At 67.8% G+C, this 19901-nt stretch carries 18 protein-coding genes; 16 read left to right on the forward strand and 2 right to left on the reverse strand.

The features are described 5' to 3' along the window. Window positions 1–69: 69 nt before the first annotated feature. Together M2D63_RS13525 and M2D63_RS13530 are read right to left on the reverse strand one after the other, a co-directional pair. A complete protein-coding gene (locus M2D63_RS13525) occupies window positions 70–1257 on the reverse strand; it encodes an acyl-CoA dehydrogenase family protein (RefSeq protein WP_285863428.1) in 1188 nt (395 codons plus the stop codon). Then, complete coding sequence (locus tag M2D63_RS13530) at window positions 1254–2423, reverse strand: acyl-CoA dehydrogenase family protein (RefSeq protein WP_285863429.1); 1170 nt, start codon at window positions 2421–2423, stop codon at window positions 1254–1256. The genes M2D63_RS13525 and M2D63_RS13530 overlap by 4 nt, the downstream gene beginning before the upstream one ends. Window positions 2424–2617: 194 nt before the next feature. Here M2D63_RS13530 and M2D63_RS13535 point away from each other — a divergent pair, with 194 nt between their 5' ends. The 16 genes from M2D63_RS13535 to M2D63_RS13610 all read left to right on the forward strand — a co-directional run bounded on the left by M2D63_RS13535 (window position 2618) and on the right by M2D63_RS13610 (window position 19869). Next, complete coding sequence (locus M2D63_RS13535; RefSeq protein ID WP_285863430.1) at window positions 2618–3508, forward strand: VOC family protein; 891 nt, start codon at window positions 2618–2620, stop codon at window positions 3506–3508. A 12-nt stretch (window positions 3509–3520) separates the two neighbouring features. Continuing rightward, window positions 3521–4396 (forward strand): CoA transferase subunit A, encoded by an 876-nt coding sequence (locus tag M2D63_RS13540; RefSeq protein WP_285863431.1) that lies wholly within the window; start codon window positions 3521–3523, stop codon window positions 4394–4396. Window positions 4397–4408: 12 nt separating this feature from the next. Further along, window positions 4409–5206: a CoA-transferase subunit beta gene (locus M2D63_RS13545; RefSeq protein WP_285863432.1), complete on the forward strand. Its 798-nt coding sequence runs from the start codon at window positions 4409–4411 to the stop codon at window positions 5204–5206. Window positions 5207–5222: 16 nt separating this feature from the next. Beyond that, on the forward strand, window positions 5223–6125 hold the full coding sequence (locus M2D63_RS13550; RefSeq protein WP_285863433.1) for an enoyl-CoA hydratase: 903 nt from the start codon (window positions 5223–5225) through the stop codon (window positions 6123–6125). Then, complete coding sequence (locus tag M2D63_RS13555) at window positions 6122–7246, forward strand: nitronate monooxygenase family protein (protein ID WP_285863434.1); 1125 nt, start codon at window positions 6122–6124, stop codon at window positions 7244–7246. Before M2D63_RS13550 ends, M2D63_RS13555 begins: the two co-directional genes overlap by 4 nt. Next, window positions 7243–7995 (forward strand): enoyl-CoA hydratase family protein, encoded by a 753-nt coding sequence (locus M2D63_RS13560; protein ID WP_285863435.1) that lies wholly within the window; start codon window positions 7243–7245, stop codon window positions 7993–7995. The genes M2D63_RS13555 and M2D63_RS13560 overlap by 4 nt, the downstream gene beginning before the upstream one ends. A gap of 9 nt (window positions 7996–8004) precedes the next feature. Next, entirely contained in the window at window positions 8005–9168 is a 1164-nt protein-coding gene (locus M2D63_RS13565) for an acyl-CoA dehydrogenase family protein (protein WP_285863436.1), read from the forward strand. Window positions 9169–9177: 9 nt separating this feature from the next. Further along, window positions 9178–10236: an acyl-CoA dehydrogenase family protein gene (locus tag M2D63_RS13570; protein ID WP_285863437.1), complete on the forward strand. Its 1059-nt coding sequence runs from the start codon at window positions 9178–9180 to the stop codon at window positions 10234–10236. Window positions 10237–10239: 3 nt separating this feature from the next. After that, window positions 10240–11391: an acetyl-CoA C-acetyltransferase gene (locus M2D63_RS13575; protein WP_285863438.1), complete on the forward strand. Its 1152-nt coding sequence runs from the start codon at window positions 10240–10242 to the stop codon at window positions 11389–11391. An 18-nt stretch (window positions 11392–11409) separates the two neighbouring features. Next, window positions 11410–12288 carry an SDR family oxidoreductase gene (locus M2D63_RS13580; protein WP_285863439.1) on the forward strand — a complete coding sequence of 293 codons (879 nt, stop codon included), beginning with the start codon at window positions 11410–11412 and terminating at the stop codon, window positions 12286–12288. 341 nt (window positions 12289–12629) lie between these two features. Next, complete coding sequence (locus M2D63_RS13585; protein WP_285863440.1) at window positions 12630–13415, forward strand: SDR family oxidoreductase; 786 nt, start codon at window positions 12630–12632, stop codon at window positions 13413–13415. Window positions 13416–13425: 10 nt separating this feature from the next. Beyond that, window positions 13426–13896: a MaoC family dehydratase gene (locus M2D63_RS13590; RefSeq protein WP_285863441.1), complete on the forward strand. Its 471-nt coding sequence runs from the start codon at window positions 13426–13428 to the stop codon at window positions 13894–13896. Window positions 13897–13904: 8 nt separating this feature from the next. Next, window positions 13905–15113 carry an acetyl-CoA C-acyltransferase gene (locus M2D63_RS13595; protein ID WP_285863442.1) on the forward strand — a complete coding sequence of 403 codons (1209 nt, stop codon included), beginning with the start codon at window positions 13905–13907 and terminating at the stop codon, window positions 15111–15113. Between the two features lie 116 nt (window positions 15114–15229). Beyond that, complete coding sequence (locus tag M2D63_RS13600) at window positions 15230–16204, forward strand: YCF48-related protein (RefSeq protein WP_285863443.1); 975 nt, start codon at window positions 15230–15232, stop codon at window positions 16202–16204. Between the two features lie 7 nt (window positions 16205–16211). Continuing rightward, complete coding sequence (locus tag M2D63_RS13605; protein WP_285863444.1) at window positions 16212–18596, forward strand: RND family transporter; 2385 nt, start codon at window positions 16212–16214, stop codon at window positions 18594–18596. Window positions 18597–18660: 64 nt separating this feature from the next. Then, a complete protein-coding gene (locus M2D63_RS13610; RefSeq protein ID WP_285863445.1) occupies window positions 18661–19869 on the forward strand; it encodes a helix-turn-helix transcriptional regulator in 1209 nt (402 codons plus the stop codon). Window positions 19870–19901 lie beyond the last annotated feature (32 nt).

The following is a 19901-nucleotide window of genomic DNA, read 5'->3' on the forward strand; positions in this document are numbered from 1 at the left end:
AGCCCTAGGCGACGGGGAACATTGTGGGAGCTGGCGAAGCCTGCGATGGGCTGCAGAGCAGCCCCAGGCTCAGGCCCGCGCCTCCCGCGGCATGCCCAAGGCCCGCTCGGCAATGATGTTGCGCTGGATCTCGTTGCTGCCGCCATACAGGGTATCGGCCCGGCTGAACAAAAACAGCGCCTGCAACCGGCTCAGCTGATACGACCCACCCTCCAGCACCTCAGCCTCATCCCCCAGCACATCCATCGCCAGCTTGCCCAGTTCGGCATGCCAGGTCGACCAGGCCAGCTTGTAGATCATCGCCTCGCGCCGCAGGCTGCCGTCTTGGGGCCCGGAGAGCATGCGCAGGGAGTTGTAGCGCAGTACTTTCAGCCCCGCCCAGGCCTGGGCGATGCGCTGGCGCAGCAGCGGATCACGGGCCGCACCATTGCGCCGGGCCACAGCAATGACTTCTTCCAGTTCATTGTGAAACTGCATCTGCTGCCCCAGCGTCGAGGCGCCGCGTTCGAAGCCCAGCAGGGCCATGGCGATCTTCCAGCCTTCGCCCGGCGCTCCGATCATGTTGTCCACCGCCGTGCGCGCCTGGTCGAAGAACACTTCGTTGAACTCGCTGGTGCCGGTCATCTGCTGGATCGGCTGTACGCGGATCTGCGCCTGGTCCATCGGCACCAGCAAAAAGGACAGCCCATGATGCCCACGGCTACCGGGTTCGGTACGGGCCAGCACGAAGCACCAGTCGGACTCGTGAGCCAGGGAGGTCCACACTTTCTGCCCGCTGATCAGCCAGTGCTCGCCGCTGTCGTCCAGGCGCGCGCGGGTCTGCACGTTGGCAAGATCGGAGCCGGCGCCAGGCTCGGAATAGCCCTGGCACCAGAACTGCGTGCCGGCAAGGATGCCCGGCAGGAAACGCTGCTTCTGCGCCGGGCTGCCGAAGGCGGCCAGGGTCGGGCCGACCAGGCCTTCGCCGATATGGCCCATGCGCCCTGGGCCGCCGGCGCGGGCATATTCTTCATGGAAGATCACCTGGCGGGTCAGGCTCAGGCCGCGACCGCCGTCGGCCTCGGACCAGCCCACACCGATCCAGCCACCGGCAGCCAGTTGTCGCTCCCAGGCCTTGCGCTCCCCCGGGAAGCTGTGCTCGTCACCCGGCCCGCCGCGAAAGCGCAGGGGGGCAAACTCACCCTTCAGGTGCTCGGCCAGCCAGTGGGCGACCTCGGCGCGGAAGGCTTCATCTTCAGCGCTGAATCCAATCTTCATAGCGATTCTCCAAAGAGCTGCGCCGCCAGGCGTTCGCGGTGCAGGGCAGGGCTGCCGAGCAACTGCTCGCTGGCGCGGGCGCGTTTGAAATACAGGTGCGGGTCGTATTCCCAGGTAAAGCCGACCCCGCCATGCAACTGGATCGACTCGGCAGCGGCATTGAAGAAGGCTTCGCTGGCATGAATTTGCGCGGTGGCGGCGGCTTCGGCGAGCTCGCCGGCAACCGCTGCATCACCTGCCGGGTCGAGGCGCTCCTGGGCCACGCAGGCCGCGTACCAGGCGGCCGAGCGGGCGCATTCCAGTTGCAGCATGAGGTCGGCGCAGCGGTGCTTGATCGCCTGGAAGCTGGAGATGGCACGCCCGAACTGACGGCGTTCGGCGGTGTAGGCCAGGGTCAGGTCCAGGGCCTGCTGCGCGCCGCCGACCTGCTCGGCGGCAAGGCCAATGGCGGCGATGTGCAGCACATCGCGCAGCAGCGGCCAGCCCTGGCCGGCCTCGCTGAGCAGCTGCGCAGGCGTTACCTGCACATCCTGCAACTCGATGCGGGCCAGGCGGCGGGTCTGGTCGAGGGTCGGCAGGGCCGTGCGGACCACCCCGGCACTGTCAGCGGGCAGGGCGAACAGGCTGATGCCGGCCTCGCCCTGGCTACCCGGCGTCCGCGCGGCAACGATCAGCAGTTGGGCCTGGGCGCCATCGATCACCTGCAGGTAGCTGCCACGCAAGCGATAGCCAGCGTCGCAGGGCTCGGCCTGGGCTTGCACGCTGTCGGCCTCCAGCCCCGCCTGGCTGGCAAAGGCCAGGGTCGCCGTGGCGCCGCTGGCGATCGCGCCGAGCCAGTGGTCCTGCACCGCCGGGTTACTGGCCAGCAGCAAGGCCGGGGTGGCCTGGCAGGTGGTGGCGAACAGCGGCGCGCAGAGCAGGTGGCGACCGCTCTGTTCCAGCAGGATCGCCAGCTCGACAAAGCCCAGCCCCAGCCCGCCGAAACGCTCGGGAATCATCAGGGCCGGCCAGCACAGCTCATCGCTGATCCGTTGCCACAGCGCCAGGTCATGGCCGTCGGTGCGGGCCATGGCGGTGCGCACGGCGTGGCTGTCGCTGGCCTGGGCGAGGAAGCGCGCGGCGCTGTCCTGGATCATCAGTTGTTCTTCGTTGAATGCGAACTCCATAGGTGTCGGACCCGGTTACGGCGGATGAAGACCCGAGTCTAGGAGCGCCGCCGTCTGCCCTGAATCATTGAAACGGACTAGTCCGGCGACGGCCCGGCAGAGGGCCCCTGCGTAGTCTCAACGGACGATGAGGGCCAGCCCCGCGCTTCGCACAATGGCCGCCAGTACCGAATTTGCCAGTCAGGAGCAGCGGCATGATCGAGATTCGCGGTTTGAGCTATTTCGTCGCCCAGTGCGAGAACCTCAGCCAGTGGCAGCGCTACGCCGAGGACGTGCTCGGCATGCCGGTGCAGCCGGCGCCACAGGGCGGGCTGTACGTGAAGATGGACGAGCGTCCGTTTCGCATGCTGATCGTCGAAGGCAGTGAGCCGCGCTACCTGGCCTCGGGCTGGGAACTGGCTTCGCAGCAGGCCTTCGACGCGGCCCTGGCGCACCTGGATGCCTTGGGCATCGAATGGCAGCGCGGCAGCAGCGAACAGATCGAGCAGCGCGGCGTGCAGGCCCTGGTCAGCCTCACGGACCCGTCGGGCAACTGCCACGAACTGAGCTGGGGTCACCGTTCCGACTGCCTGCCGTTCGTCTCGCCCCAGGGCGTGCCGCGCTTCGTCACTGGCGACATGGGCCTGGGTCACACCGTGCTGCCGGCGCCGAACTTCGACGCCACCCTGGCGTTCGCCAAGGAGGTGCTGGGCTTCGAGCTGTCGGACATCTTCAACTTCCGCCCCGACCCTGCCGCGTCAGCGGTGCGCATCCACTTCCTGCATTGTCGCAATGCCCGCCACCACAGCCTGGCCCTGGCCGAGTACCCGGTGCCGTCGGGCTGCGTGCACGTGATGGTCGAGGTCGACTCGATGACCGAAGTCGGCCGCGCCCATGACCGCCTCAAGGCTGCGGATGTGCGCCTGTCGGCGACCCTGGGCCAGCACCTGAACGACCGCATGACCAGCTTCTACATGAAAACCCCTTCGGCCTTCGACCTGGAGTACGGCTTCGGCGGCCTGCAGGTCGACTGGGCCGAGCACTCGGCCTTCGAATTCACCCGCGTGAGCATCTGGGGGCACGACTTCTCGGTCGGCCAACCGTAAAGGAACCTGCACATGAACAAACAACTGACGGCGGCCGATGCGGTCGCACAACTGCGCGATGGCATGACCATCGGTTTCGGTGGCTGGGGGCCGCGACGCAAGCCCATGGCGATCGTCCGCGAGATCCTCCGCTCATCGGTCAAGGACCTGACCGTGGTCGCCTATGGCGGCCCGGAAGTGGGCATGCTCTGCGCCGCCGGCAAGGTGCGCAAGCTGATCTTCGGTTTCGTCACCCTCGACGCCATTCCGCTCGAACCCTACTACCGCAAGGCCCGGGAAGCGGGCGAGCTGGAGCTGCTGGAACTGGACGAAGGCATGTTCCAGTGGGGCCTGCGCGCCGCCGGCATGCGCCTGCCGTTCCTGCCCACCCGCTGCGGCCTGGCCACCGATGTGACGGCGCTGAACCCGGCACTCAAGACCGTGGCCTCGCCCTACGCCGACGGCGAGGTGCTGCTGGCCATGCCGGCGCTGGAACTGGACGTGGCTTTCCTTCACGTCAACGTCGCCGACCGCCTGGGCAACTGCCTGGTCACCGGTCCCGACCCGTATTTCGACCACCTGTTCGCCCGCGCCGCGCAGCAGTGCTTCGTCTCTTGTGAGCGCCTGGAAGAGCGCCTGGAGCTGGACGCCGAGCAGGCGCGCGGCAACACCTTCGAGCGTTACCTGGTGACCGGTGTGGTGCATGCACCGCTGGGCGCCCACCCGACCTCCTGCCCGTCGGCCTACGGCTGGGACCTGCAACACCTGAAGGCCTATGTCGCCAGCAGCCAGCAGGAGCAGGGCTGGGAGCAGTACGTCAGCACCTACCTGGCCGGCGGCGAGCAGGCCTATCAAGACGCCAATGGCGGCGCCGCACGCATGGGCGCCTTGCCCCTGCCCGTGTTCTGAGGAGGATGAAAAATGTCTGCAACCCGTGAGTTCACCCTCGCCGAACTGATGATCGTCGCCGCTTCCGAAGCCTGGCGTGGCGACGGTGAAGTGATTGCCTCGGGCCTGGGGGTGATCCCGCGCCTGGGCGCGAGCCTGGCCAAACTGACCCATAGCCCGCAACTGCTGATGACCGACAGCGAGGCCTTCCTGGTCGAAGAGCCGGTGCCCTTGGGGCCAAGGGGCGATTACCAGCCGCGCTACTCGGGCTACATGTCCTTCGAGCGGGTCTTCGAATGCGTGTGGGGCGGGCGCCGTCACGCCATGATCGGCCCGACCCAGATCGACCGCTGGGGTCAGACCAACCTGTCGTGCATCGGTGATTACCAGAAACCCAAGAGCGCGATCCTCGGGGTGCGCGGCCTGCCGGGCAACAGCATCAACCACCTCAACTCGTTCTTCGTGCCCAACCACAACACCCGGGTGTTCGTTGAAGGCGAAGTGGACATGGTCTCCGGCGTCGGCTTCAAGGCCGAGCGCTGGCCTGACGGCGTGCGCCGCGACCTGATGGACATCCGCCGGGTGGTCACCGACCTCTGCACCCTGGATTTCGACGGCCCGCAGCGCGCCGCCCAGGTGCGCACCCTGCACCCGGGGGTGAGCTTCGACGAGGTCCAGGACAAGACCGGCTTCCCGCTACTCAAGTCGCCGCTGCTGCAGGAAACCGCGCCCCCCAGCGCCGAGCAGCTGGCGCTGATCCGCCGCCTCGACCCCCACGACTACCGCGCCGCCGCGATCAAGGGCAACCCGCCCGGCATCCGCAGCGTCTGACCCAAGGAGCGCCAACATGCACAGCAGCGACAGTTCGTTCGTGGTCCGCGAGGACCGTGCGGTCTACGAGACCGAGGCGCCGGTGCTCTACAGCGTGGCCGAGCACATCGCCACGCTGACGCTGAACCGGCCGACCTATAACAACGCGCAGAACTCGCAGATGACCTATGCCCTGGATGCCGCGCTGCGCCGGGCGGTGGACGACGACCAGGTCAAGGTCATCGTCCTGCGCGGGGCCGGCAAGCACTTTTCCGCCGGGCACGACATCGGCACCCCGGGGCGCGATATCGACAAGCCGTTCGAGCGCGCGCACCTGTGGTGGGACCACACCAACAAGCCTGGCGGCGAACAGCTGTATGCCCGCGAGCAGGAGGTGTACCTGGGCATGTGCCGGCGCTGGCGCGAGCTGCCCAAGCCGACCATCGCCATGGTCCACGGCGCCTGCATCGCCGGCGGGCTGATGCTGGCCTGGGTCTGTGACCTGATCGTCGCCAGCGACGATGCCTTCTTCCAGGACCCGGTGGTGCGCATGGGCATTCCCGGGGTGGAGTACTTCGCCCACCCCTACGAGCTCAACCCGCGCATCGCCAAGGAGTTCCTGTTTGCCGGCGAGCGCATGAGCGCGGCCCGCGCCTATGAGCTGGGCATGGTCAACCGTGTGCTGCCGGCCGCCGAGCTTGAGCAGACAACCTACGCGCTGGCGGCCAACATCGCCCGTCAGCCGCGCATGGGCCTGGCCCTGACCAAGCAGGCGATCAACCATGTCGAGGACCTGCAGGGCAAGCGCGCGGCCATGGACGCGGCGTTCGCCTGGCACCACTTCGCCCATGCCCACAATGAGCTGCTGTCGGGCGACAAGCTCGGCGGTTTCGATGCCAAGGGCATGGCCAAGGCCAACCGCCAGGAGCAGTCGACATGAGCGCCTGGCTCAATACCCCGCTGACCGAGGCCCTGGGCTGCCGCTACCCGATCGTGCAGACGGCCATGGGCTGGGTTGCCGACGCCAACCTGGTGATCGCCACCACCCAGGCCGGCGGCTTCGGTTTCCTGGCCGGGGCGACCATCGCCGGCAAGGACCTGGAAGGCGAGATCCGCAAGGTCATCGACGCCACCGGCGCCAGCAACTTCGGCCTGAATTTCCATATGTTCCAGGACAACGCCGCGCAGTGCGTTGACTTGGCCATTCGTTACCGGCTGCGCGCGGTGAGCTACGGACGCGGCCCGGATGCGCAGACCATCGCCCGCTTCAAGGCCGCCAAGGTGCTGTGCATCCCCACGGTGGGCGCGGTCAAGCATGCGCTCAAGGCCCAGGCCCTGGGCGCCGACCTGATCACCATCCAGGGCGGCGAGGGCGGTGGCCATACCGGTGGCGTGCCCAGCTCGATCCTCTTGCCCCAGGTGCTGGACGCGGTCAGCGTGCCGGTGATCGCCGCCGGCGGTTTTGCCACCGGCCGTGGCCTGGCCTCGGCGCTGGCCGCAGGCGCCAGCGGCATCGCCATGGGCACGCGCTTTTTGATGACCCGCGAATCACCGACCCCGGCGGCGACCCTGGCGCACTACCTGAAGGTCAGCGACCCGCAGCAGGTGCGGGTGACCACGGCGGTGGACGGCATGCGCCACCGGATGATCGAGAACCCCTTCATCAACCGCCTGGAGCAGGCCGGGCCGTTCGGCCGCCTGCGCATCGCCCTGGGCAGCGCCTGGCAGTGGAAGCAGCACACCGGCATGAGCCTGGGGCACATGCTCGGGGTGTTCCTGCGCGGCCTGCGCGAAGACCCGGCGGCGTTGTCCCAGGTAGTGATGGCCGCCAACCAGCCGGTGCTGCTGCAACGCTCGATGGTCGACGGCCTGCCGGACGAGGGCATCCTGCCCAGCGGCCAGGTGGCGGCCGCCATCGATGAACTGCTCAGTTGCCGTGACGTAATCGAAGGCATCGCCGCCGAGGCTGAGCGCTGCCTGGACGCCTTGTCGGCCCGGCGCCAGCCGGGCTGTGACACAACCCCCTCAGTTCGCCTGGCGAACACTGGAGAAGCCCTGTGAATCCGGCCTTTACTACCCAACTCAATGCAGGCATCGCCGAGCTGGTGATCGCCAAGCCACCGGTCAATGCCCTGGACAGCCAGCAATGGCAGGCCCTGGCCGAGCAGATCGAAGCCCTGGGTGCCGACCCGCAGGTGCGGGTCATCGTCATTCGTGCCGAGGGCCGGGGCTTTTGCGCCGGCGTCGACATCAAGGAGCTGGATGCCCACCCCGAGCGCATCGTCGCGGTCAACGCCGGCAACTACGCCACCTTCAAGGCCGTGCACCGCAGCCCCGTGCCGGTGATCGCCGCGGTGCACGGCTACGTGCTGGGCGGCGGCATCGGCATCACCGGCGCCGCCGACATTGTCGTCGCCGCCGAGTGCGCCAGCTTCGCCCTGCCGGAAGTGGACCGTGGCGCCATGGGCGGCGGTGCCCACCTGCAGCGCCTGTTCGGCGTGCAGAAGGTGCGTTACCTGTTCTTCACCGGCGACAGCATCGGTGCCCGCGAGGCCAGCCAGTACGGCTTCATCGAGCGTGTGGTGCCCCGCGAACAGCTACGCGAGACCGCCCTGGAGATCGCCGCGCGCATCGCCAGCAAGAGCCCGCAGATGATCCGCATCGCCAAGGAAGCGCTCAACGGCATCGAAGACGGCAACCTGGAAGACAAGTACCGCTGGGAGCAGGGCTTCACCCTGCAGGCCTACAGCAGCCCGGACTCGGCCGAGACGCGCCGGGCCTTCGTCGAAAAACGCGACGCGAAGTTCTGAGGGATCGCCATGGAACTTACCTACACCCCCGAACAGATCGCCTTTCGCGCCGAAGTGCGCGCCTGGCTCAAGGACAACCTGCCGCGCCAGCCGCTGGCCAGCTATGACACCCGCGAAGGCTTCGAGCAGCACCGGGCCTGGGAGGCGAAGCTGTTCGACAGCCGCCTGTCGATGGTGATGTGGCCGGCCGCACTCGGTGGGCGCGGTTGCGGCCTGATCGAGTGGCTGATCTTCGAAGAGGAATACTACGGTGCCGGCGCGCCGATGCGGGTCAACCAGAACGGCCAGCTGTTGCTCGGCCCGACCCTGATGGAATTCGGCACCGAGCAGCAGAAGCAGCGCTTTTTGCCGCGCATGGCCGCCAGCCTGGACATGTGGGCCCAGGGCTGGTCGGAGCCCAATGCCGGCTCCGACATGGCGGCGATCACCAGCAAGGCGGTGCTCGAAGGCGACCACTATGTACTCAACGGGCAGAAGACCTGGTCGACCCGGGCGATCTTCGCCGACTGGCTGTTCGGCCTGTTCCGCAGTGAGCCGGGCTCCAGCCGCCACCACGGCCTGTCGTTTCTGATGGTGCCGTTGGACGCGCCCGGGGTGAGCATTCGCCCGATCAAGGCGCTCAACGGCAAGGACGCCTTTGCCGAAGTGTTCTTCGACGACGTGCGGGTGCCAGTGGACAACCGCATCGGCGCCCAGGGCGAGGGCTGGCATGTGGCGATGGCCACCGCCGGATTCGAGCGCGGCCTGTTGCTGCGCTCGCCGGCGCGCTTCCAGTACACCGCACGCAAGCTGGTGGAGCTGTACCTGGCGCACCAGGCCAGTGCCGACCGCGACCCGGGCCTGCGCGATGCCGTGCAGGATTGCTGGATGGGCGCCGAAGCCTACGCCCTGTCGGCCTACCACACGGTGGGGCGGCTGAGCCGCGGCGCGCAGATCGGCGCCGAATCGAGCATCAACAAGATCATCTGGTCGGAGCTGGACCTGAAGATGCACGACACCGCCATGCGCCTGCTCGGCGCCCGTGGCGAGCTGCTGGCCGGGGCTCCTGCGGCGGGCGATGCCGCCGGTTGGCTGGAGGGCTTTTTGTTCGCCCAGTCCGGGCCGATCTACGCCGGCACCAACGAAATCCAGCGCAACATCATTGCCGAGCGGATGCTCGGTTTGCCGAAGTAGGAGCGGGCCATGGACTTCACCTTTAGCGATGACCAGCTGAGCTTTCGCGAAGCCATCAGTCGGTTTCTGATGACCGAAGCGGCCCCGGAGATGCTCCGGGAAATCTGGGACACCGACGCCGGGCGCTCCCCGGACCTGCGCAACAAGATCGCCGCCCAGGGCCTGACCGCCTTGTCGGTGCCCGAGGCCGAAGGCGGCCTGGGCATGGACGATGTGGCCTGGGCGCTGATGACCCAGGAGCTGGGCTACTACGCCATTCCCGACTCGCTGGCCGATACCGCCTATGTCGCCGCCGGGCTGCTGGCCGGCCTGCCGGCCGAGCATCCGGCCCGTGCCCGGCTGTTGCCGCGCATTGCCGACGGCAGTGTGCGCCTGGCCATCGGCCACCCGGTCAACCCGCTGGTCAGCGACGCCCAGCTGGCCGAAGTGCTGATTCTGCTCGACGGCGACGCCGTGCACGCGGTGCCGCGTGCCGAAGTCGACGTCGAGGCCAACCCCAGCATCGACGCCTCGCGCCGCCTGGGCCGGGTCAGCTGGCAGGCCACTTCGGCGACCCTGCTGATCGATGGCGAACAGGGGCGGGCGCTGCAGGCGCAGTTGCTCGATCGGGGCGCGCTGTCGGTGGCCGGGCAGTTGCTGGGCCTGGCCCAGCGCATGCTCGATCTGTCGGTGGACTACGTGGCCCAGCGCAAGCAGTTCGGCAAGCCGATCGGCAGCTTCCAGGCGGTCAAGCACCACCTGGCCGACGTCGCCCGGCAGATCGAACAGGCCAAGCCTGTGCTGTACCGCGCCGCCCATGGCCTGGCCCGGGGCGATGCCAGCGCCGGGCGCTGGGTGTCCCAGGCGCGCCTGGCCTGCTGCGAAGCCAGCTGGCTGGCGGCGCGCAAGGGTATCCAGGTGCATGGCGCCATGGGTTACACCTGGGAGGTCGACCTGCAGATGTTCATGAAGCGCGCCTGGTCGCTGGACGCGGCCTGGGGCGACCGCGGTTTTCATAAATCCCGTGTCGGCGACTACCTGTTCGCCGCTGGCGCCCGGCTCGGCCCGGGCCATACCTTCGAGGACTGATCCATGCCAGAGGCCTATATCATCGACGCCCTGCGCAGCCCCACCGGCAAGCGCAAGGGCGCGCTGTCCGAGGTTCACGCCATCGACCTGGGCGCCCATGTGCTCAAGGCGCTGGTGCAACGCAACGCCATTCCTGCCGAAGACTACGACGATGTGATCTTCGGCTGCGTCGACACCATCGGCGCCCAGGCCGGCGACATCGCCCGCACCAGCTGGCTGGCCGCCGGCCTGCCGCTGTGTGTGCCGGGTACCACCGTGGATCGCCAGTGCGGCTCGTCGCAACAGGCGCTGCACTTTGCCGCCCAGGCGGTGATGAGCGGCACCCAGGATGTGGTGGCGGTGGGCGGCGTGCAGACCATGACGCGGATCCCGATCAGCTCGGCGATGCTTGCCGGCCAGCCCCTGGGCTTTGTCGACCCGTTCAGTGGCAGCGTCGGCTGGCGCGCACGCTTTGGCCAGCAGCCGGTTAACCAGTTCTATGCCGCCCAGCGCATCGCCGAACACTGGCAACTGAGCCGCGAGCAGATGGAAGCCTTCGCCCTGCAAAGCCACCAGCGCGCCCTGGAAGCGATGGCCAGCGGACGCTTCGACCGCGAGATCGTGCCCTACCAGCAGCTGCGCGTGGACGAGACACCGCGCCTGACCACGCTGGAGAAAATGGCCGGGCTGGAGCCGGTGGACCCACAGTACCCGTCGATCACTGCCGCGGTGTCGAGCCAGACCTGCGACGCCTCGGCGGCGCTGCTGGTGGTGTCGGAAGCGGCGCTCAAGCGCTACGACCTGACCCCGCGGGCGCGCATCCATCACCTGACGGTGATGGGCGACGACCCGATCTGGCACCTCACCGCACCTATCGCCGCGACCCGCAAGGCCCTGCAAAAGGCCGGCCTGCGCATGGCCGACATCGACCGGGTGGAGATCAACGAAGCCTTCGCCTCGGTGGTCATGGCCTGGGCCCGGGAGCTGGACTACGACCCGGCGCAGACCAACGTCAACGGCGGCGCCATCGCCCTGGGCCACCCGCTCGGCGCCACTGGCGCGCGGCTGATGACCACGCTGCTCAACGAGCTGGAATGCAGCGGCGGTCGCTACGGCCTGCAGACCATGTGCGAAGGCGGCGGCCAGGCCAACGTCACCATTATCGAACGTCTCTAGACCTCACAGGAGTTTGCCATGCCTATCTGTAACGGACGCACCGTCATCATCACCGGCGCCGGTGGCGGCCTGGGCCGCGCCTATGCCCTGGCGTTCGCCGCCGAAGGGGCCAATGTCGTGGTCAACGATATCCGCGCCGAAGCAGCCCGCGATGTGGTCGGGCAGATCCACGCGAGCGGCGGCCAGGCTATTGCCAACAGCGACGACATCACCACCCTGGACAGCGCCGGGCGCATTGTCGATGCCGCCCTGGCGGCGTTCGGCGAGGTGCATGTGCTGGTCAACAATGCCGGCATCCTGCGCGACCGCTTGTTCCTGAGCCTGAGCGAAGACGACTGGGACGCGGTGATGCGCGTGCACCTCAAGGGCCATTACTGCCTGGCCAACCTGCTGGCGCGGCGCTGGCGCGACCTGGCCAAGGCCGGCACGCCGGTGGCTGGGCGAATCATCAACACCAGCTCCGGCGCCGGCTTGCAGGGCTCGATCGGCCAATCCAACTACTCCGCGGCCAAGGGCGGGATTGCCGCGCTGACCCTGGTGCAGGCGGCGGAGCTGGCCCGCTACGGCATTACCGCCAACGCCCTGGCGCCGGCGGCGCGCACGGCCATGACCGAAAGCGCCATGCCGGAACTGGTGAAAAAGCCCGAGGACGGCAGCTTCGATGCCTGGGCCCCGGAGAACGTCGCACCGCTGGTGGTGTGGCTGGGCAGCGAGCAGTCCGGGCATGTGACCGGGCAGGTGTTCGAGAGCCAGGGCGGGCGTATTTCCCTGGGGGATGGCTGGCGTACCGGCACGACCCGTGACAAGGGGGCCTTGTGGCGGGTGGAAGAGGTGGGGGCGGCGGTGGGCGAGATCCTGGCCGAGGCGCCGAAGGCGCAGAAGGTGTGGGGGAGCTGAGGTTTCCTCGTTGGACGTGGCCGATCGCAGCCTGTCGGCAGCTCCCACAGAGACTCATGCAAACCCATGACGACTGTGGGAGCTGGCGAAGCCTGCGATCGACTGCGCAGCAGTCGCAATCGGGGCGCCGCGGTTGGTCGGGTGTTCGGTGGTGTCAGGCTTTGCGGCCGCTTCGCGCCCGATCGCAGCCTGTCGGCAGCTCCCACAGATACTCCAACCAAACCATGAAAGCTGTGGGAGCTGGCGAAGCCTGCGATCGCTTCATACCCCGTTTTGACGATGTCCCCATCCAGGCGAGTCTTTATACCTGACAGCGTATTGATTCCCTGGAGATTATCGCTGTGAAACAAGCTCCCCCCTACGTGCCCGGCCACCAGTTGCTGGCCGGCAAATCCGTGCTGATCACCGCCGCCGCCGGCGCCGGGATCGGTTACGCGGCCGCCCGGCGCAGCGCCGAGGAAGGCTGCCGGGCCCTGATGATTTCCGATGTGCACCCACGCCGGCTGGAAGAAGCGGTCGAGCGCCTGAAAGCCGAAACCGGCCTGCAGGCAGTCTACGGCCAGCTCTGCGACGTCACCTGCGAAGAACAGGTGCAGGCCCTGGTCGCCAGCGCCGAAAGCGCCCTGGGCGGCGTCGATGTGCTGATCAACAACGCAGGCCTGGGCGGGCAGAAAACCCTGGTGGAGATGACCGACCAGGAATGGCTGAAGGTGATCGACGTGACCCTCACCGGCACCTTCCGCATGACCCGCGCCATGCTCCCGGCCATGCAGCAACGCGGCGCCGGGGTGATCGTCAACAACGCTTCGGTGCTCGGCTGGCGGGCGCAGAAGGAGCAGGCCCATTACGCCGCTGCCAAGGCCGGGGTCATGGCCCTGACCCGTTGCAGCGGCCTGGAAGCCGCCGAGTTCGGTGTGCGCATCAACGCTGTGGCGCCGTCCATCGCCCTGCACGATTTTCTCAAGAAGGCCTCCAGCGAAGAGCTGCTGGCAAGCCTGGCCAACCGCGAAGCCTTCGGCCGCGCCGCCGAAGTCTGGGAAGTGGCCAACGTGATGATGTTCCTGGCCAGCGACTACGCCTCCTATATGGTCGGCGAAGTGCTGTCGGTCAGTTCGCAACAGGCCTGAGGAGCGCCCCATGACTCATGTATTTGCCAGTGCCCAGGCACTGCTCGACGCCCAGGGCATGGACCTGGGCCATACCGACTGGCTGACCATCGAGCAGTCGCGCATCGATCTGTTCGCCGAGGCCACCGGTGACCACCAGTGGATTCATGTCGACCCTGCGCGCGCCGCCAGCGGCCCGTTCGGCGCCTGCATCGCCCACGGCTACCTGACCCAGGCCCTGGCCAACCTGTTCATGCCGCAGTTGATGAGCGTCGACAACCTGGCCATGGGCGTCAACTACGGCTGCGACCGGGTGCGCTTTCCGGCGCCGGTGCGGGTCGGCTCGCGAGTGCGCGGACGCGGCCAAGTGCTGCGCGCCGAAGCCCTCGGCAGCGCCGTGCAGCTGGTGGTGCGCATCAGCGTCGAGATCGAGGGCCAGGAGCGCCCGGGCTGTGTGGTCGACACCATCAGCCGCTACACCTTCAACCCCGTAACCGAGTGAGCCTGTGCATGGACCAGAATGAAGTAGTGATCGTCGCCACCGCCCGGACCGCCCTGGCCAAGTCCTTTCGCGGATCGTTCAACGACACCGAGGCGCCCGTGCTGGGCGGTCACGTGGTGCGCGCCGTGCTCGAGCGCGCCGGCATCGAGGCCGACGCCGTCGAGGATGTGATCATGGGCGCCGCGGTGCAGCAGGGCACCCAGGGCTACAACATCGGCCGCCTGTGCGCCTACACCGCCGGCCTGCCCGACAGCGTGCCGGGCATGGCCCTGGACCGCATGTGCGCCTCGGGGCTGATGAGTATCGGGGTGGCCGCCAAGGGCATCCTCGCCGGTGAGATGAGCGTCGCCATCGGCGGCGGCGTGGAGTCGCTGTCGCTGACCCAGACCAAGCACAAGAACAGCTACCGGGCCCGCTCCGAGGCGGTGCTGGAGGTGATGCCCAGCGCCTATATCCCGATGATCGAAACCGCCGAGATCGTCTCGCGCCGCTACAACATCAGCCGCGCCGCCCAGGACGAGTACAGCCTGCACAGCCAGCAGCGCACGGCCGCGGCCCAGCGTGCCGGGCTGTTCGACGAGGAAATCGTCGGCCTTACCGTCAACAAGCTGTGCCTGGACAAGGAGGGCAAGCCGACCGGGCATGAGTCGGTGTGGGTCGACCGCGACGAATGCAATCGCCCGGGCACTCGCCTGGAGGACCTGGCCGCGCTCAAGCCGGTGTGGAAGGACGGCCAGTGGATCGAGCAGGGCGCATTCGTCACCGCCGGCAACGCCTCGCAGTTCTCCGACGGCGCCGCCGCCTGCCTGCTGATGAGCCGCGCCGAGGCACGCCGCCGCGGCCTGACCCCGCTGGGTATCTACCGCGGCATCGCCGTGGCCGGCTGCGCCCCGGAGGAAATGGGCATCGGCCCGGTGCTGGCGGTGCCCAAGCTGCTCAAGCGCTTCGGTCTGACGGTGGCCGACATTGATCTGTGGGAAATCAACGAAGCCTTCGCCAGCCAGGTGCTGCATTGCCGCGACGCCCTGGGCATCCCGCCCGAGCGCCTGAACGTCAATGGCGGCGCCATCGCCATCGGCCATCCGTTCGGCATGTCCGGGGCGCGCATGGTCGGCCACGCCTTGCTCGAAGGGCGCCGGCGCGGTGCCCGCTATGTGGTGGTGGCCATGTGCATTGGCGGCGGCATGGGCGCGGCAGGGTTGTTCGAGCTGGCCTGACTAGGCCGTTTGGACGATGTAGCGGCGCCGGGGGCGGCTTGATGATCCGGCTGACAATAACAACAGGATCACCGCCCCATGTGCCATTTTCCACGACGTTCATCCCGGAGGTCGCCATGCGCCAGCTGATCGGTTACGCCGTCAGCGGCGTGATCCTGGCGGCCGTGGCCTTCGCCTTCGCCCCGCGTAACCCGGCGCCCCTGGCCGCCACGCAGTTGCAGGTCGACCGCGTGCAGGTCAATGCCTTGCTCGCCAACGGCCCGCAGTTGCTGGCGGCCGGCGAGCGCGGCACCCTGCTGACCAGCCTCGACAGCGGCCGCTCCTGGCAGGCCGCCAGGGTCTCCGCCGAGCGCGAAGCGACCCTGACCGGGCTGATCGCCCTGACCCCGCAGACCCTGGTTGCCGTCGGCCACGATGGCTGGATCCTGCGCTCGGACGACAGTGGCCGCAGCTGGCAGGAAAGCCGCTACGACGCCGAGCTGGGCGAGCCTTTGCTCGGTGTCTGGAGTGGCGACGGCCAGCAGGTGGTGGCCTACGGCAGCTATGGCAAGTACCTGGAATCCAATGATGCCGGCCGTCACTGGCAAGCGCGCGAGCTGCCCGGCGACGGTGCGCACTTCAACGGCATGGACGGCGACCGCCAGGGCCGGCGCATGCTGGTGGGCGAGCAGGGTCTGGTGCTGCGCTCGGACGATGGCGGCCAGCACTGGCAGCAGTTGCCGGCGTTCTACAACGGCTCGCTGTTCGGCGTGGTCAGCCTGTCGGCGTCGCACTGGGTGGCCTACGGCATGCGCGGGCAGGTGTTTCGCAGCGAGGATTTTGGCGACAGTTGGCAGCGTGTCGAGTTGCACAGCAGACAGCCGATCTACGGCCATGCCCGCCTGCCGGGTGACGCCGGGCTGGTGCTGGTGGGGGCCGGCAGCCAGTTGATTCGCCTCGACGCCCGCGGCCAGTTGCAAGACAGCGCCAGGCGCAGCGGCCTGGGCACCCTGACCTCGGCGGTGGCGCTCAATGCCCGGCACCTGCTGGTGGCCGGCGAGCGCGGCGTTTCCCAAGGACCGGACAGCGGCCTGGCCGCCCATGCACAGTGAGCTTGCCATGACTTCCTCTTCCGCTTGGCTGCAACGCGGCGTACAGGGCTGCGCCGACCTGCTGTTCACCCATCGACGCTTCTGGTTGATGCTGTTCCTGCTGCTCAGCCTGGGCCTGGGCTACAGCGCCACCCAGGTGCGCCTGGATCCGGGCTTCAACAAGCAGATCCCGGTGCGCCATGACTACATGCTCAATTTCCTCGACTTCAGCCGGGTGTTCACCGGCGCCAACCGCCTGCTGGTCAATGTGCGCTGGAAGGGCGAGGGCGACATCTATAACCCGCAGTTCCTCGACGTGTTGCAGAAGGTCACCGACGATGTGTTCTTCATCTCCGGGGTCAGCCGCCCCAGCGTGACTTCGCTGTTCACCCCCAATGTGCGCTACGTGGAGATCACCGAAGAGGGTTATGTCGGTGACCTGGTGGTGCCGCCGCAGTACGCCGGCAGCGCCGAGGACCTGGCCAAGGTGCGCAGCAACGCCGCCCGCGCAGGACAGGTCGGCCGCCTGCTGGCCAACGACCAGCGTTCGGCCCTGGTGCGCGCCGACCTGCAGGACACCGACCCCAAGACCGGCCAGCCGGTGTCCTATGTCGAGATCGCCCAGCGCCTGGAGGAGATCCGCGCCCGCTACAACAGCGATGACATCGAAATCAACGTGGTCGGCTTCGCCAAGCTGGTGGGCGATGTGGTCGAGGGGCTGAACACGGTGCTGCTGTTCTTCGCCGTGGCCTTCGTCATCACGGCGCTGTTGCTATGGCTTTATACCCGCTCGCAGGCGTTGACCCTGGTGGCGCTGCTGGTGGCCTTGCTGCCGGTGGTCTGGCTGCTCGGGTTGCTGCCGTTGCTGGGCCTGGGCATCGACCCGATGTCGGTGCTGGTGCCGTTTTTGATCTTTTCCATCGGCGTGTCCCATGCCGTGCAGATGAGCAACGCCTGGCGCCAGGACGTGCTGGCCGGCAGCGATGCCGCCAGTGCTGCGCGCTCGGCGTTCTGCGCGATCTTCATCCCCGGCGCTCTTGCACTGCTGATGAACGCCCTGGGCTTTGCCGTGATCATGCTGATCGACATTCCCATCGTCCATGAACTGGGGGTGACTGCCTGCATCGGTGTGATGCTGATGATCGTCACCAACAAGATGCTGTTGCCACTGATCCTGGCGGGGCTGTCGATGCCGGCCCGGGCTGCCAAGTCGCAGCCGCGTAGCACCCGCCATGCCCTGTGGTGGCGCCTTTCGGCGCTGGCCGAGCCCAAGCCTGCGCTGGCGGTGTTCGCGCTGAGCCTGGTGCTGCTGGCGCTGGGGGTGGTCAAGGCGCGGCAGCTGGAGGTCGGCGATATCGGCGTCGGCGCGCCGGAATTGCGCGCCGACTCGCGCTACAACCAGGACAACCAGCGCATCATCGGCAGCTATTCCATCGGCCTGGATGTGCTGGCGGTGTTCCTGCAGACCCATGCCGGCGACGAGGCCTGCCTCAACCCCCAGGTGATGCGCGCAGTCGAGGCCTTCGACTTCCAGATGCGTGCGGTGGCCGGGGTTCAGTCGGTGCAGAGCGTGGCCGGCATGGGCAAGGAAATGATCGCCGGCAACAACGAAGGCAACCCGCGCTGGTCGGCCATTCCCGGTTCGTCCCGGGGCCTGCAGCAGGGCTCGTTGGCCTACTCGGCGGATTCGGGGCTGGTCACCGAAGGCTGCAAGCGCATGCAGATCCTGGTGTTCCTCAACGATCACGAAGGCGCCACGGTGTTCCATGTGGTCAAGGAAGCCAAGCGCATCATCGCCGGTATCCAGGCGCCGGAGGTCGAGTTCAGGCTGGCCGGCGGCAATGTCGGGGTCATGGCCGCGTCCAACGAGGCGGTCAAGCACGCTGAAGTGATCATGCTCGCCGCGCTGTTCTGTTCGGTGGCGCTGTTCTGCCTGCTGACCTTCCGCTCGCTGCGGGCGGTGCTGTGCATCCTGGTGCCGCTGGGGGTGGTGGCGATCCTGTGCAATGCGCTGATGGCCATGCTGGGTATTGGCCTTAAGGTCGCCACCTTGCCGGTGATGGCCCTGGGGGTCGGGGTGGGGGTCGACTACGGCATCTACCTGTACGAGCGCATCCAGCACGAGATGGCCGCCGGTGCCGGGCTGCGCCAGGCGTTCTACCTGGCCATGTGCCAACGGGGTACGGCGGCGGTGTTCACCGCCCTGACCATGGCGGTCGGGGTCGGCACCTGGGCCTTTGCGCCGCTCAAGCTGCAGGCGGACATGGGCATCCTGCTGGCGTTCATGTTCCTGGTCAACGTGCTGGGGGCGATCTTCCTGCTGCCGGCCCTGGCCGCCTGGTTCAACCAGGGTCGGCCGCTTGTGGGAGCGGGCTTGCCGGTGGGAGCGAGCTTGCCTCGCGATGCGGTTTGAAGAGCAGAGCGTAATCGCGGGGCAAGCCCGCTCCTACCGATTGAACCACCTTGGGGGTGTGTCTATGCAAAGCCGTATGCCGAACTCGCAGGTCCTGGCGCAGATGGGGCTCGACATGGAGGGGTATGAACAGCTGATCGGCGATCTCTACGACGGCGCCCTGGATACCCGGCGCATGGCCGACTGCCTGCGCCAGCTGCAGGGTCTGTTCCAGGCGCATATCGTCACCCTGATCCTGCGCGCGGTGGACGAGCCGTACCTGTCGCCGATGCTGGCGGTGGGCGAGGTGCCGGGGGCCGGCGAGATCCAGCACTATGCCTATTACAGCAAGTCGACCCCGTTCAACCATCTGCCGCTGGACCAGGTGTTCACCATCGACGACCTGATGAGCGAGGAGGAATGGCTCGGTTCCTCCTTCTACCTGCTGTATTGCCAGCCCTACGGCTGCCACCAGATGCTCGGCGCCGATATCGGCATGCCCGATGGCGGCCGCTTGCGCTTTCGCATCAACCGCCGGCGTGACCAGCCGACCTTCTGCGAGGCCGACCGGGCGCTGTGCGCGATGCTGTTGCCGCACCTGCGCCGGGCCTTGCACCTGCATGCGCTGCTTGACCGCAGCCAGTCCCTGGGCAGCCTGTACTTCGAGGCCATCAGTCGGCTGTCGGTGGCGACCATCGTCCTCGATGAGAACGCCAGTGTGCTGCAACTGAACCCGGTGGCCCGGGACATTCTCGACAGCAACGATGGCCTCAAATTGGTGGGCGGGCGCCTGGAGGCGACCTACCCGAGCGACAACCGCGAGCTGTCGCGCCTGGTGCGCGAGGCCTTCCAGCGGGCGCGCCAGGGCGACAACGGCCAGTGCAGCGCCGCCGCCCTGTCGATCTCGCGGCCGTCCGGGCAGGTCAACCTCGGCGTGGTGGTGGAGCTGATCCCGTGCCAGGAGCGGGTCGAGGGCAAGGGCCAGCCCACCGTGGTGGTCTATGTACGCGATGCGGTGGGCAAGTCGCTGGTCAGCAACCTGGCGACCTCGCAGCTGTACAACCTGACGCCGGCGGAAACCGGCCTGGCCCTGGAACTGGCCAACGGCCTGTCGCTGGAGGAAGCCTCCGAGCTGCTCAATATCCGCCGCAACACCGCCCGCGCGCACCTGCGCTCGATCTTCTCCAAGACCGGTGTACGGCGCCAGACGGAGCTTGTGCGCATCCTGCTCAACAGCGTGGTGGCCCTGGGGCCGCCCGGTGCCTTGCCGCCGGCGGTGAAGGCGGCGGGGTAAAAATGCGTTAGTCCGAGCAGACGATGCCTGGC

Source organism: Pseudomonas sp. BJa5, from assembly GCF_030272875.2.
Classification (GTDB): Bacteria; Pseudomonadota; Gammaproteobacteria; order Pseudomonadales; family Pseudomonadaceae; genus Aquipseudomonas.

What these genes read in the sequence shown, in the direction of transcription:
- M2D63_RS13525 (WP_285863428.1), bottom strand. Translation starts at nt 1,257, where the DNA reads ATGAAGATTGGATTCAGCGCTGAAGATGAAGCCTTCCGCGCCGAGGTC.
- M2D63_RS13530 (WP_285863429.1), bottom strand. Translation starts at nt 2,423, where the DNA reads ATGGAGTTCGCATTCAACGAAGAACAACTGATGATCCAGGACAGCGCC.
- M2D63_RS13535 (WP_285863430.1), top strand. Translation starts at nt 2,618, where the DNA reads ATGATCGAGATTCGCGGTTTGAGCTATTTCGTCGCCCAGTGCGAGAAC.
- M2D63_RS13540 (WP_285863431.1), top strand. Translation starts at nt 3,521, where the DNA reads ATGAACAAACAACTGACGGCGGCCGATGCGGTCGCACAACTGCGCGAT.
- M2D63_RS13545 (WP_285863432.1), top strand. Translation starts at nt 4,409, where the DNA reads ATGTCTGCAACCCGTGAGTTCACCCTCGCCGAACTGATGATCGTCGCC.
- M2D63_RS13550 (WP_285863433.1), top strand. Translation starts at nt 5,223, where the DNA reads ATGCACAGCAGCGACAGTTCGTTCGTGGTCCGCGAGGACCGTGCGGTC.
- M2D63_RS13555 (WP_285863434.1), top strand. Translation starts at nt 6,122, where the DNA reads ATGAGCGCCTGGCTCAATACCCCGCTGACCGAGGCCCTGGGCTGCCGC.
- M2D63_RS13565 (WP_285863436.1), top strand. Translation starts at nt 8,005, where the DNA reads ATGGAACTTACCTACACCCCCGAACAGATCGCCTTTCGCGCCGAAGTG.
- M2D63_RS13570 (WP_285863437.1), top strand. Translation starts at nt 9,178, where the DNA reads ATGGACTTCACCTTTAGCGATGACCAGCTGAGCTTTCGCGAAGCCATC.
- M2D63_RS13575 (WP_285863438.1), top strand. Translation starts at nt 10,240, where the DNA reads ATGCCAGAGGCCTATATCATCGACGCCCTGCGCAGCCCCACCGGCAAG.
- M2D63_RS13580 (WP_285863439.1), top strand. Translation starts at nt 11,410, where the DNA reads ATGCCTATCTGTAACGGACGCACCGTCATCATCACCGGCGCCGGTGGC.
- M2D63_RS13590 (WP_285863441.1), top strand. Translation starts at nt 13,426, where the DNA reads ATGACTCATGTATTTGCCAGTGCCCAGGCACTGCTCGACGCCCAGGGC.
- M2D63_RS13595 (WP_285863442.1), top strand. Translation starts at nt 13,905, where the DNA reads ATGGACCAGAATGAAGTAGTGATCGTCGCCACCGCCCGGACCGCCCTG.
- M2D63_RS13600 (WP_285863443.1), top strand. Translation starts at nt 15,230, where the DNA reads ATGCGCCAGCTGATCGGTTACGCCGTCAGCGGCGTGATCCTGGCGGCC.
- M2D63_RS13605 (WP_285863444.1), top strand. Translation starts at nt 16,212, where the DNA reads ATGACTTCCTCTTCCGCTTGGCTGCAACGCGGCGTACAGGGCTGCGCC.
- M2D63_RS13610 (WP_285863445.1), top strand. Translation starts at nt 18,661, where the DNA reads ATGCAAAGCCGTATGCCGAACTCGCAGGTCCTGGCGCAGATGGGGCTC.